12 protein-coding genes and 1 pseudogene are annotated in these 12,220 nt (G+C 66.7%); 6 read left to right on the forward strand and 7 right to left on the reverse strand.

The window, feature by feature from the left end; all coding sequences use genetic code 11:
• Nucleotides 1–129 precede the first annotated feature (129 nt).
• Both C9J87_RS15675 and C9J87_RS15680 read right to left on the reverse strand, forming a co-directional pair.
• Entirely contained in the window at nt 130–525 is a 396-nt protein-coding gene (locus tag C9J87_RS15675) for a phosphatase PAP2 family protein (RefSeq protein ID WP_107705974.1), read from the reverse strand.
• Complete coding sequence (locus tag C9J87_RS15680) at nt 525–1,022, reverse strand: hypothetical protein (protein ID WP_107705975.1); 498 nt, start codon at nt 1,020–1,022, stop codon at nt 525–527. Before C9J87_RS15680 ends, C9J87_RS15675 begins: the two co-directional genes overlap by 1 nt.
• A 224-nt stretch (nt 1,023–1,246) precedes the next feature.
• On the opposite strand from C9J87_RS15680, the gene C9J87_RS15685 reads away from it, so the two are divergent.
• Nucleotides 1,247–2,350: a calcium:proton antiporter gene (locus C9J87_RS15685; protein ID WP_107705976.1), complete on the forward strand. Its 1,104-nt coding sequence runs from the start codon at nt 1,247–1,249 to the stop codon at nt 2,348–2,350.
• A gap of 179 nt (nt 2,351–2,529) precedes the next feature.
• On the opposite strand, the gene C9J87_RS15690 is transcribed toward C9J87_RS15685, so the two are convergent.
• A complete protein-coding gene (locus tag C9J87_RS15690) occupies nt 2,530–3,534 on the reverse strand; it encodes a hemolysin family protein (protein ID WP_107705977.1) in 1,005 nt (334 codons plus the stop codon).
• Entirely contained in the window at nt 3,531–4,940 is a 1,410-nt protein-coding gene (locus C9J87_RS15695) for a hemolysin family protein (RefSeq protein WP_232820079.1), read from the reverse strand. The genes C9J87_RS15690 and C9J87_RS15695 overlap by 4 nt, the downstream gene beginning before the upstream one ends.
• Nucleotides 4,941–5,325: 385 nt before the next feature.
• Here C9J87_RS15695 and C9J87_RS15705 point away from each other — a divergent pair, with 385 nt between their 5' ends.
• Nucleotides 5,326–6,447, forward strand: coding sequence for a TerC family protein (locus C9J87_RS15705; protein ID WP_198652376.1), 1,122 nt, complete (start codon nt 5,326–5,328; stop codon nt 6,445–6,447).
• Between the two features lie 360 nt (nt 6,448–6,807).
• Here C9J87_RS15705 and C9J87_RS15710 read toward each other — a convergent pair whose 3' ends face one another.
• Entirely contained in the window at nt 6,808–7,029 is a 222-nt protein-coding gene (locus C9J87_RS15710; protein WP_232820080.1) for a hypothetical protein, read from the reverse strand.
• Between the two features lie 29 nt (nt 7,030–7,058).
• Between C9J87_RS15710 and C9J87_RS15715 the strand changes: the two genes are divergently transcribed.
• From C9J87_RS15715 to C9J87_RS15730, 4 genes and pseudogenes are all read left to right on the forward strand, one after another.
• Nucleotides 7,059–7,361: a hypothetical protein gene (locus C9J87_RS15715; RefSeq protein WP_107705981.1), complete on the forward strand. Its 303-nt coding sequence runs from the start codon at nt 7,059–7,061 to the stop codon at nt 7,359–7,361.
• A gap of 320 nt (nt 7,362–7,681) precedes the next feature.
• Entirely contained in the window at nt 7,682–8,629 is a 948-nt protein-coding gene (locus C9J87_RS15720) for an EamA family transporter (RefSeq protein ID WP_107705982.1), read from the forward strand.
• Between the two features lie 382 nt (nt 8,630–9,011).
• Nucleotides 9,012–9,347 carry a helix-turn-helix domain-containing protein gene (locus C9J87_RS15725; RefSeq protein ID WP_107705983.1) on the forward strand — a complete coding sequence of 112 codons (336 nt, stop codon included), beginning with the start codon at nt 9,012–9,014 and terminating at the stop codon, nt 9,345–9,347.
• 229 nt (nt 9,348–9,576) lie between these two features.
• A pseudogene (locus C9J87_RS15730) lies at nt 9,577–9,895 on the forward strand (transposase); the annotation flags it as partial.
• A gap of 227 nt (nt 9,896–10,122) precedes the next feature.
• Here the strand turns inward: C9J87_RS15730 and C9J87_RS19755 are convergent.
• On the reverse strand, nt 10,123–10,674 hold the full coding sequence (locus tag C9J87_RS19755) for a hypothetical protein (RefSeq protein WP_157953227.1): 552 nt from the start codon (nt 10,672–10,674) through the stop codon (nt 10,123–10,125).
• A gap of 174 nt (nt 10,675–10,848) precedes the next feature.
• Complete coding sequence (aroA, locus tag C9J87_RS15740) at nt 10,849–12,090, reverse strand: 3-phosphoshikimate 1-carboxyvinyltransferase (protein WP_198652377.1); 1,242 nt, start codon at nt 12,088–12,090, stop codon at nt 10,849–10,851.
• Nucleotides 12,091–12,220: the final 130 nt, after the last annotated feature.

A 12,220-nucleotide genomic window follows, 5' to 3' on the forward strand; every position in this document is an offset into this window, starting at 1 on the left:
CGCGACCGGTGGACGCTCATTGCATGTGCGCATCGCGGCTATGAGCGGTCACGGTATGCCGTACTGACAGCCTGCCGGACGCACTGCGCCGACGTGCAGGTTCTTTCGGTCGCCGAGCAGGGTCATACATCAAGAAGGGGCACCTTCGGCATCAACTTCCGGTGCCTCGGAAGAGTCGCTAGTCCAACGACGGACGGTGAGGGCGAGCCGGTGGCCGGTGATGATCACGGCCAGCCAGGCGGCGCCGAGGGTCCAGCCGACCAGGACGTCAGTGAGCCAGTGGTGGCCCAGGTAGACCCGACTCAGCCCCATCGCCATCGCCAGCACCGTCGCCACGGCGGGCGCGACCACCGCGAGCCGGTGACTGCCGGTGCGTACCGCCACCAGGTAGCCGATCAGGATCCACAGCACCCAGCTGTTCAGCGTGTGCCCGCTCGGGAACGACGGGGTCGACTCGTAGGGCGGAACCGCGAGCTCCTGCGGCGGGCGAACCCGCCCCACGAGGTGCTTACCCACCACGGTCATCAGCAACGAGCCCCCGGCCGCGATCGCCAGCAGGATTGCCGGGGTGGGACGTTGCCACCACCACCACAGCACCCGGCCGCTAACAGCACGATCGGCACCATCAGGCGCGTGCCGCCCAAGTCGGTGTACGCCGTGATGGCATCGTCGAGCCACGGCGTACGCCAGTTCACCACCCAGTCGAGCACCGGCCGGTCCAGCGCCGTGACGCCCTCGCCGTCCTCGACGCCATCGTAGATCTCGGCACTCGCAGCGGTCCCGAGCACCGTCAGCGCCCCGCCGACGACCGCGGTGACCAGCAGCACCAGCCACGGCAGCTCGCGGTCCACGAGCCGCGACTGCAGCCCGGCTGGGAGCAGCCGGCGCACCAGCGCAACTAGCCACTTGGTGAACCGCACCAGCGCAGCGCCTGCCGCGGTCTGCCAGCGGGTCAGGTCACGCTCGCCGATCCGGTCCTCGTGCCACTCCGTGAGCCGGCTCAGCGGTCGCGGGGGTTGCATGCGTCATCGTAACCGTCAGCTGTTTCGCTCAGGTGCCCGACAATCATCGCTCGCGGCTGCACAACCAAGTGCTCCGCGTGCCTGTACAGCAAGACCCCATGCTCGCCGGTACGCGAATCCGTGAGCGAAAGTGGCTCTGCCCAGATGAGCGTGGTCGAGGTATTCGTCACGGGGCGTGTCAGGGGGCCACCCTTGCGTCGGGTCGCCTCCGTAAACTGATCGGAATGAGTGACACAACGCGGAGCCGGTTCGCTTGGACGACGATTGTTCCGCTGGTGGCACTTGCCGTGCTGGTGCCGAGCTGGGGCCGCTATCCTCCGGTAGCGCTCTCAGTGGTCATCGGTCTCGTCCTGATCGGGGCGGTGCTCGCGGCGGTCTATCACGCTGAGGTAGTCGCCCACCGGGTCGGCGAGCCGTTCGGGTCGCTGGTGCTTGCGGTCGCGGTGACGATCATCGAGGTCGCGTTGATCGTGACGCTCATGCTCAGCGGCGGCGACGACACCTCTACCTTGGCGCGCGATACCGTTTTTGCCGCGGTGATGATCACCATCAACGGCATCGTCGGACTGTCTCTGGTCGTGGGTGCCGTCAAGCACCACCTGGCGACGTTCAACCCTGAGGGCGCGGGGTCCGCCCTCGCCACAGTGATCGCGCTGGCGGGGGTGACGCTGGTGCTCCCACGTTTCACTGCCGATTCGGGTCCGACGTTCACCGGTTCGCAACTGGCGTTCGCGGCGGTCGCCTCGCTCGTCCTCTATGGCATGTTCGTATTCACCCAGACTGTGCGGCACCGCGACTTCTTCCTGCCCGTGCCCGACGGGCGGCGCGGACCTGTCGATGATGACGGCGACGGGCACGCCGACCCACCGTCGGACCGCGCCACGGTGACCAGCCTGGTCCTGCTAGTGGTGTCCCTGGTCGCGGTAGTTGGGCTGGCGAAGGTCTGCTCCCCCGCGATCGAGAACGGTGTTGGTGCGGTCGGGTTCCCGCACGCGTTCGTCGGTGTCGTGATCGCCTTGACGGTGCTGGCGCCAGAGTCCATCGCGGCATCACGAGCGGCAGCGCGCGACAAGGTGCAGACCAGCTTGAACCTGGCGTACGGCTCGGCCATGGCGTCCATCGGCCTGACCATCCCAGCCATTGCGATCGCCTCGATCTGGCTCGATGGTCCGCTCGACCTAGGCCTGGAACCGATGCAGATCGTATTGCTGTCGCTCTCGGTCGTCGTGAGCGTGCTGACCGTCGTTCCCGGTCGAGCCAAGCCGCTCAACGGCGGCGTCCACCTGGTCCTTCTGGCGTCGTACCTGTTCCTCGCAGCCAATCCCTAGCCACGCCCCATAAACGGTGATGACCGCCGACGAGGACGTACTCGGTGGTGGCCGGTTCGGCACCGACACGGACACCGACACCGCCGGCAACACGTCGATGCTGGAGTAGCTGCGCGGATGGCCAGAGTTCGCAAGGCAAAACGCCCCGATGCCCTTCCCGTCCCGCCTGCTGACCGGGGTCAGACTGCTGTCCTCGGGAAGAGCCGCAACAGAATATCGGTCATGGTGACGACCCCGGTTCCGCCTTCGCCGTCGACGACGGCGAGGTGATTGCGGGTTTCCTGCATTGTCGCCAACGCGGCGTGAACGGGCGTTGCCGCGTCGAGCCGGAAGGCCGGCCGCATGACGGCACGGGCGGGTCTGGGATCGCCCCCCGCCATGGTGTCCCGCACGTGTACCACTCCGACGATCTCGCCGTCCCGGGTGACGAGGATCCGCAGGTGCCCGCTGTCCAGGCTGGCTGCCTGGACCTGCGTCACGCTGGCGGACTCGTCGACCGCGGTGATCCCTTCGCCGTGGCTCACCAGCTCCCCCAGCGTGAGCGTCTGAAGGTCCAGCGCCTCCGTGAACTGGGTCGAGTAGCTGGCGTCGAGCGCTCCCACGTTCGCGGAGTGTTCGACTAGGTGCCGCAGGTCCTCGGCCGTCTGCCCCGACGCGACACTCGCCTGCGGCTCCACGCCGACCCGGCGCAGGCACCAGTTCGCCATCTCGTTCAGCGCCACCAGCAGCGGGCGGGTCGCCCACATGAAGCCGCGCATCGGCAGGGCCAACATGGTCGCTGCCGACTCGGGGTGCGCGATCGCCCAGGACTTCGGCGCCATCTCGCCGACCACCAGGTGCAGGAAGGTCACGATGATCAGCGCCAGGACGAACGCCGACGTGTCGACGACCCAGCCGGGCGCCCCGGTCGCCTCGAAGACGGGGGTGAGCGCGTACTTCACTGCCGGTTTCGTGATGGCGCCGAGTGCCAGCGCACAAGCGGTGATCCCGAGCTGGCAGCCGGCCAGCAGCACGGTCAGCTCGTTGAAGCTGCGCAGGGCGGCGCGGGCCGAACGGCTGTCCGCCGCACGGTCCTGGAGCCGGTGCTTCTTCGCCGCGAGCAGCGCGAACTCGGCGGCGACGAAGAAGGCGCTCAGGGCGATCAGCAGGACGGTCACGGCGGTGACCACGATCGGGTTGCTCATCGCTGGTCCTCCCCGACCGGTGCGGACCCGGTCGCCTCGACGTCGGGCTGCCGCACGACGTCGTCACCACCCTGGAGCTCCACCCGCAACCGGGAGGGGACGTGTCGCTCGACCTCGAGCACCTCGAGGCGCAGGAACTGGGGCTCCGGGTCGTCGGCCTCACCGAGGTCGGCGAGATCGAGCGGGAGCTCGACCCGGATGGTGGCACCGACAGGCGGGAGCGACCCGTGCTCGGCGATGCTCAGCCCGGCGAGCGTCTCGTAGTCACCCTCCGGGAGCTGCCGGTCGATGGCGCGCTCGACCTCGTCGAGGGGCACCTCTCCGGACATGACCCAGCTGCCGGCTCGTTCGGCCACCGGGGTGAGCTCGGCGGGGTCGTGCTCGTCGGTGATCTCGCCGACGAGCTCCTCCGCGAGGTCCTCGACGGTCAGCACGCCGGCGAAGCCGCCGTACTCGTCGAGCACGCAGGCCATCTGGTTCCGGGTGTCCGTGAGGACCGCCAGCGCGTCCGGCAGGGACATGGTCGTCGGCACCAGCAGCGGGTCCCTCGCCAGGGAGGTCACGGGTACGCCGTCCAGCCGGGGTGCTGCCAGGACGTCCTGCAGGTGGACGACGCCGACCACCTGGTCGTGCTCGTCGAGCACCGGGTAGCGCGAGTGCCCGGCGCTCATCCGCTGCCAGGTCGCGTCGAGGGTCTCGTCGGTGCGCACCACGTCGACCCGGGGGCGGGAGATCATCGCGTGCTGCACGTCCTGCTCCGGGAAGTCCAGGATCCGGTCGAGCAGCACCGAGAGCTCTTCGGGCAGGTCGCCGCTGACCCGCGAGTCCGCGACGATGTGCTCGAGGTCGCGGACGGTCGCGGAGTGCTCGACGTCGTGCACCGGCTCGATCCGCACCGCCTTGAGCAGCAGGTTCGACGCCTGGTCGAAGATCCAGATCAGCCATCCGAAGAGCCGCAGGTAGACGGTCGTCGACGTCGCCAACGCGACGGCGACCGGCTCGGGTCGGGCGATCGCCAGGTTCTTGGGGAAGAGCTCGCCGAAGATCATCTGGAGGAAGGTCGACAGGAGCAGCGCCAGCACCGTGCCGACGGCGACCCCCACCCCCGTGGGCACGCCGACACCGCCCAGGGCTTCGCCGAGCGAGGCGCCGATGAGGGGTTCTGCGACGAAGCCCACCACCAGGGCGGTCACCGTGATCCCGAGCTGGGCTCCGGACAACATGAAGGACGTGCGCTGGGTGACGGCCAGCGCACGCTTCGCGGAGGCGTCCCCGGTGGCCGCCCGGGCCTTGAGCCGGGACCGGTCCACCGCCATGTAGGAGAACTCCTGGGCCACGAAGTAGCCGGTGGCGGCGGTGATCGCCAGCACCACCAGGAACCCGAGGAGCAGGGTCAGTACCCACATCAGGCTTGCAGCCGTTCGATGGCAAGAGGATCAACAGGGCCGACAGGACACCCGGTCCTCAGATAGTCACGATCCATCGGGGGGCGCATCTCCTAAACAGACGCGGGCGCTTGTGGATTATTGTCGCATCCCGGTGACTACGTTCCCTCATGGGCCGCCTGCCACGGCGGAGCCGGTGGAGACGCGCGGATCGGTTCATCCCTTGGGGCCCTGCGAACTTGACGCCTCCTCCGTGTTGGCCTGACTGACCTGCCGGTCCGCGTCCGGAGCGCGCGTCATTGCGCCGCGCGCACGCGGCGATGCCGAGTGCATCAGGCAACCGATACCGGGTAGAGGCAAGGGCGTCCCGCCAGTGTCGCCGAGGGAGGACAGATCGCCGCGCCGTATGGTGGTGGCCAGCCATGGCAACAACAGGAGGTTGAAGAACGTGACTCCCCTCGGCCACGTCGTGCTTGCCGCAGGCCCGAGCAGGAACTTGGAGACGATCGGAACGCCCATGCTGTGGACCGCGACGATCGGCGGTGTCATCGCCCTGCTCGCGCTCGACTTCGTTGTCACGCGGCGGCCGCACGACGTCTCCATGCGCGAAGCCGTGGGATGGTCGATCTTCTACGTCGCCCTTCCGCTGGCATTCGGTGCCTACGTCTGGGCCGAGTTCGGGTCAACCCGGGGAGTCGAGTACCTGACCGGATATCTGGTCGAGAAGTCGCTCTCCGTGGACAACCTGTTCGTCTTCATGCTGCTGCTGTCAGCGTTCGCCGTCCCCCGGGAGCTCCAGCAGCGGGTGCTTCTGTACGGGATCGTCGGGGCACTGGTTCTGCGCGGCATCTTCATCGCGCTCGGTGCCGCGGTGCTGGCGAACCTAAGCTGGGCGTTCCTCCTGTTCGGCGCGATCCTCCTCGTGACCGCGGTGAAGATCCTGCGCGACCAAAAGTCGGGGCACGGCAACGAGGTTGACGTGTCCTCGATGCGCTCGGTGCGCCTGCTGCGCAGATTCATGCCGGTCACCGACGAGTACCACGGTCCCCGGATGCTGGTCCGGCATGCCGGTAGGCGCACCGCGACCCCGTTCGCGCTGGTCGTCTTCGCCGTGCTGGCCACGGATGTCGTCTTCGCCGTGGACTCAGTGCCGGCGGTGTACGGCATCACGGGCGACCCCTTCCTGGTCTTCGCCACCAACGCGTTCGCCCTGCTCGGCCTTCGCGCGCTGTACTTCGTCCTGGAGGGTGCGCTCAGCAAGCTGGTGCACCTTGGCTACGGGCTGGCTGCGATCCTGGCCTTCATCGGCGTCAAGCTGGTGCTGCACTGGGCGCATGGTGTGTGGCCCGGCGTCCCGGAGATTCCCACGTTGGCATCGCTGGGGGTGATCGTCGGCATCCTTGCTGTGGTGACCTCGACAAGTCTCTACGCGACCCGGAACGACCGTCGCGGGGAGGAGCATCCCGAACACCAGAGCGGACACGTGTCACACCCCGGCGGCAGTCGGGGAAAACACGACGCTCACTGAACGCAGCCGCGGCATCGGTGGGGCAGGTGCCCGTTCTGCCTAACTGGTCTTGGTCCAGTGGCAGGCGGATGCGGATGGTGGTGCCGTGTCCTGGTGTCCTGTCGATGGTGAGGTGGCCGTTGTGGCCGTCGACGATCGCGGTCGCAATGGAAGGTCGAGTCCAGACCAATCCACGACCACCACGTCAGGTCCAGGCCCGTGGGTAGAGCTGAAGCCGCATGACCCGTCGAGCGCCCTGCGTGGTGACGTCTCTGCAGGCCGACGGGCGAAACCCAGCGTCCTCACGAGTCCCAGCGCGACCCCGCCTGCGGCGATCGTCCTCCAACGCTCACTGACCGCGTCTCCGCCGTACCGACCCGGTCAGGCGTGGCTCTTGTTCTTGCCCGCGATGCCCTCGGCGACGCCGATGAGCAGCACCGCAGCCAGCACGGCCAGGACGAAGCCGATGATGTTGAGCTCCCAGGATGCTGTCGGTGCCGAACAGCTGGGCGATAAGCCCTCCGACCAGCGACCCCACGAGTCCCAGGCCGAGCGTGGCGAGGATGCCGAGGTTCTGCTTGCCGGGCTTGATGAGGCGCGCAAGCGCTGCGTAGCCGTGGAAGAGCACCTGCGTGCTGCTGGAGATCTCCGACTACACGACCGCTGCCATCCGGAGCGTTGGTCAGTTCCCGGAGGACATGCACCTGCGACTGCGGTCAGGTCAGGTGCGCTACGGCAAGCTCTGGCAAGCCCTCTTCGAGGAGGCCAAGGACCGCGGTGAGATCCCCGCCGATCTCGACGGCTACGCGGCTCGGCTGCTCATCATCGGAGCACTCAACTGGGCTCCTGAGTGGTGGAACGACCGTCAGGTCAGCGTGGATGAGGTGGTGGCCACGGCTCGCAGGCTGACCTTGCACGGCCTGGCCTTGGAGTAGCCCACGCTTTGCTCGTCGACAGGCGAACGAGGAGGTCCACCGGGCCGGAACTGGTGGCGGCACGGGTGAGGTTGGAGTGGCGCGAGGATGCGGAGATTCCGGTGTCATGCGCGACGCCACTGCGCAGGCCCTCCCCGAGCAGGGTCTCTCCGAGACCCGGGGCATGGCGGTTCACGGTCACGGTCAGGCCACCCAGGAGCCTCCGTCGAGGACTCCAACTGCAATCCCGGCGACTCGCAGGCCGACGCTCCACAGGAGTTTCGTCCGGGTGTTAAAACCCAACGCGCGCTGTCCTGAACCTCAACGAGAATGGGATCCTGATGTGCGCCGACACCACTGCAACCTCGACCCGCGTCGACCGGCTTCGCTCGTCGCTTTTGGTGCTGTCGGGTGCCGCACTGTTCGGGACGGTCGGCACGGCTCAACTGTTGGGTCCGGAGGTACCCTCCCCGGAGCTCGCCGCGGTGCGCTTGCTCGCCTCGGCGGCGCTGCTACTACTGGTGGCCCTTGGCACCGCACCAGCGGCGTCTCTCGTGGTGGTCCTTCGAGAGGCTCCGACGTGGTGGGCCGGTGCGGGACAGGCCGGGTTCAATCTCTGCTTCCTCGGAGCGATGACGCAGTCGGGTGTGTCGGTGGGGACACTGATCGCGATCGGGGCCACGCCGCTCCTCACGGGACTCGCCACTCGCCACACCTCCCGGACGTGGCTGACGGCCACCGGGATCGCCGTAGCCGGGCTGACCATGCTGGTGGTCGGCCAGCTGGACTCGCATGCGGGTCCGACCGCCCCATCGGCGGCCGGGATTCTCTTGGCTCTGGGTGCCTCAGCGAGTTATGCGACCTACATCATTGCTGGCAATGCGGCGGCCGATCGTTGTCATGACCTACGCTCCTATCTGGCCGTCGTCTTCTCCATCGCGGCCCTGATGACGCTCCCGATCGCGGTCTTGGGGAACGTCAGGTGGGTGACGGATGTCGAGGGGCTTGTATTGGTGGGATACATGGCACTGGTGCCGACGGTGCTCGCCTACAGCCTCTTCAACCGCGGGCTGGCGGGGGTTCGGTCCGGTACGGCGGCCACGCTGGGCCTCATCGAACCCGTGGTCGCGGCACTGCTCGCCTTCGCGCTGCTAGGCGAACGGCTCACCGCCATGGGGGTGGTGGGCGCGCTGCTGATCTTCGCAGGGCTCCTCATCGTGGTTCGCGTCGAGTCTGGCGTGGCGAAGGCGACCCAGAAGCAGGAGAATCCTGCCCCGGTGGACACCTGATCCGTAGGTGAGGTCGCGGTCGCGCAGGCCACCGGCCCGGATTGCCGTCCGTCGCCGGATCTTGGTGGTGATGCCCTTGTCACGTCCGACCCGGCCAGCCCGGGGTACGCATCCCAGTTGACCAAGGCGATCCTTGCGGACAGGCACTTCTCCCGAGCGGCGCTTCCTCCGTGACCGGCGTCGTTGATCCAGATCTCCCCTCCGCCGGTCCGTCGAGAGATCGGCAAGGAAGGATTCCGGACCTGCGCCAAGCTCCGCCGAAAGCTCGACGACGCAGCACTCGTCTGACACAACTGATCACCCAAGTGCGGGACCAGACCTCGCGACTTCCTCTGTCCCCACGATCGTCTGTGCTGAATCACAACCGAGGAGAGTGACTCACATGACCACCACCACCGTGTCCTCGGGCGCTCGGATCGAGAGCGTCCGAGAGCGGCTCGGCATGTCGCAGCGGGCTTTGGCGCGTAAGGCCGGGCTCAGCCAGCCCACGCTGTCGCGCATCGAGTCCGGTGAGCGCACTCCGAAGATGAGCGAGATCATCCTCCTCGCCGACGTCCTCGGCTGTTCGGTCTCGGAGATCCCCGAGCACTCCGCGGTGCGTGACCGAGTCGTCTGCTTCGCCCGCGCAGAGAACGGCAGTGACATGAGCGGGCTGCGAAGCGAACTCGTGCACTTGATCGAACTCGACGCCTACCTCGATGCGTACGGCGTCGGCTGACGTGCCCCGTCTACGGAGACGATGCTCGGAAAGCAGCCGAGAAGTTCCGAGAGGAGAACGGTCTCGGTATCGCACCGATCGCCGACATTGTCGCGCTTATCGAGCAGACTCAGGACGTTGATGTCACCGTCCTCGGCGTTGACGACTCAAAGGAGCACGGCCTCACGATGGTCGACCCCGTCCGCGGGGCGACCATCGTGGCGGTTGCTAGCTCTAACAACCCGATGCGCTGGCGAAGCACCCTCTCCGGCTGGTCTTCCAGCTCGGCTACGACGAAGCTGTCGAGGCGCTCGAGGCATGAATCGGCTGGGTCCGTCGCTGCCGCATTCCCACCTTCGTCGACCTGCAACGCCGCATCGTCAAACACAAGGCCTCGATCCTTGCCGCGATCGAGCACGGACTGGCCAACGGACGCATCGAATCGGTCAACACCAAGATCCGACTCATCACCCGCGTGGCGTTCGGCTTCAAGTCACCAGACCGCGCTCATCGCCCTGGTCATGCTCAACCTCGGCGGCCACCGCCCCGTCCTCCCCGGCGGGAAATGACCCACGGATAAGTCAGGAGAGCCGGTTTGACGCGGCTGCGCATGCAACCCGAACGCGAGGCTCGGACGACAACGGGAGACGCGCCGCGTCCCACAGGCCGAACCGGCTGCGGTGACGAGGGGCGGCCGACAACGCCGAGACGAAGCTGTCCCGCAAGGGATCCCGTACTGATCACGCTCCGCGTGTCGATCGGCTCCTCTGACTGACCACCTTGGCGTTCGCGACAACTAGACGGGAGTCTTGACCCTGCGCGCTGCTTCGCCCAGCGTCGATGTCAACGCAACCAGGCGAGCAATGAGTGCGTCCGGCTCTATTCGGAAAGACGGCTCCTGCCACAGGACCAGATAGTCGGCCACTTCCTTGACGAGTTGGTCGAAGTCATTGAGCGGGACGTCTACGAGTAATTGGAGCCTCGTCACAGCAGACCAAGCACGCGCCACTACGTCAGAGGACACCGGAGCGGCTCCCGTTGCGTCATGACCGAACGTCGCCGACCCCGCTAAGGCCGCGATCAAAAACGCGACACCGTCTTGCGCCGCCGCGAACGCCTCCACGCAGCGGTCAGACTCACGGACAACTCGTTCCTCGCGGCGAATCGTTCTCGCCTCATCGCGGTCGGCTTTCCTCAGCCACACGTTGCCGAGGTGCGATACGACTGCACCACCAAGAGCGCCGACGACACCTGCCCAAACGGGATCCATGGAAGGCACCGTAGCGACCGAGCTCCGGGAAAGTTGCGGCCATCGCTTGACTGTCTCCGGATCGCTCAGTTCGACCACCCGCAGACGGTATCGACCGACGACCGAGCCTCGCTCCGAAACGCCCGTTCATGCCACGATGTGCTCGGTGGTCCCAGTCGACGATCCCCGGACGGCGCAAGATCCCGCGCGCTATTCACCAACCGGGACGCTCGGAGATGTCGAGCTGCGGGCGCGCTGTCCTGGCACGGCAAGCTAGGAGGCAGAGAGCTTCTCGAAGTCGGTAAAGAAGGCCGGATATGTCTTGCTCACGCAGCCCGGATCGGACAGCGCAATCCCGGGGTGACGCAAGCCCAGGAGACTGAGACTCATCGCCATCCGATGATCCTCGTAGGTGTGGAACACGGTGGGTCGCGGGGCGCCCGGGAACACCGTGAAACCGTCGCTATGCTCGTGCGCCTCGACTCCGGCTCTTTTCAACTCGGTCACGACGGCCGAGATGCGGTTGGTCTCTTTGCCGCGGATGAACCCGATGCCCCGAACCCGGGTGGGGCTGTCAGCGTGGACTGCAACGGCCGCTAGCGTCTGCGCGGTGTCAGAGATGTGGCGCATGTCAATATCGATGCCGTGTAGTTGAGCCGGTCCCGTGACCGTAGTGCAATTCTCGGACTGCTCGACGGTCGCACCCATTTCGTCGAGGGCGTCAATGAAGGCCAGGTCGCCCTGTGAACTACGTGAGCCGAGGCCCTCAACGGTGACGCGACCACCCGTGATCGCTGCGGCCCCGAAGAAGTACGAGGCCGAGCTGGCGTCGGGTTCCACAGCGAAGTCGGTGGCCTGATAAGAGCCGGGCCCGACGGCAAGCCCCTCCGCGTGGATTCCGAAGGCGCCCATCACGTCGCGTGTGATTTGAAGGTATGGCTCCGAGACCAAGGGAGTGGTCAGTTGAAGCTGCAACCCACCAGCCATGAGCGGCCCCGCGATGAGAAGACCGGAGATGAACTGGCTCGACATGTCGCCAGGGATGTCCGCAGACCCGCCCCTTGCTTGTGAGAGCACAGCGACCGGCAGATACGCAGGCCGTCCACGTTCATCTATCGACGCGCCTAACTGTCTAAGTGCCGCGATCTGAGGGCCGAAGGGACGCGCACGCAGCTGATCGGTACCGTCAACGAGTGTCGATCCCGACCGCACCGCAGCGGCCGCGAGGATCAACCGCGACGTCGTCCCAGACTGTCGTGCAAATACTGTGACGTCATTGCCTGAGTTTCGGTCGGCGCCGATGACCGTCATGCGCTGTCGCGACGCGTCGACGATGACCTCAGCGCCGAAGGACCGGATCGCCTCGACCATGGCGTGCGTGTCATCGGCGAACAGCGCCCCATCGAGAGTTGACTCGCCCTCCGCGAGGGCAGCACAGACCAGTGCGCGATTAGTGATGCTCTTCGAGCCAGGCACAGTCACGACCACATCAGGCGCGACGCTCAACGGCTTCACCGCATAGACATCTTCAACGATCTCGTCCTTCTCTAGGGTCTGCCCCAGGTTTGGTTGACACTCGGGGTGGGTGGTTCTCAGGCCGCGTCTGCGGCTGCGTAGATCATCTCAAACTCGACCGGGGTGAGCT

Origin of the sequence: Nocardioides allogilvus, assembly GCF_003047285.1 — a bacterium.
Lineage (GTDB): Bacteria > Actinomycetota > Actinomycetes > Propionibacteriales > Nocardioidaceae > Nocardioides > Nocardioides allogilvus.

Bases quoted from the DNA above. Each gene is read 5' to 3' on its own strand.
- C9J87_RS15675 (WP_107705974.1), bottom strand. From the start codon at position 525: ATGACCGTGGTGGGTAAGCACCTCGTGGGGCGGGTTCGCCCGCCGCAG.
- C9J87_RS15680 (WP_107705975.1), bottom strand. From the start codon at position 1,022: ATGCAACCCCCGCGACCGCTGAGCCGGCTCACGGAGTGGCACGAGGAC.
- C9J87_RS15685 (WP_107705976.1), top strand. From the start codon at position 1,247: ATGAGTGACACAACGCGGAGCCGGTTCGCTTGGACGACGATTGTTCCG.
- C9J87_RS15690 (WP_107705977.1), bottom strand. From the start codon at position 3,534: ATGAGCAACCCGATCGTGGTCACCGCCGTGACCGTCCTGCTGATCGCC.
- C9J87_RS15695 (WP_232820079.1), bottom strand. From the start codon at position 4,940: ATGTGGGTACTGACCCTGCTCCTCGGGTTCCTGGTGGTGCTGGCGATC.
- C9J87_RS15705 (WP_198652376.1), top strand. From the start codon at position 5,326: ATGGTGGTGGCCAGCCATGGCAACAACAGGAGGTTGAAGAACGTGACT.
- C9J87_RS15720 (WP_107705982.1), top strand. From the start codon at position 7,682: ATGTGCGCCGACACCACTGCAACCTCGACCCGCGTCGACCGGCTTCGC.
- C9J87_RS15725 (WP_107705983.1), top strand. From the start codon at position 9,012: ATGACCACCACCACCGTGTCCTCGGGCGCTCGGATCGAGAGCGTCCGA.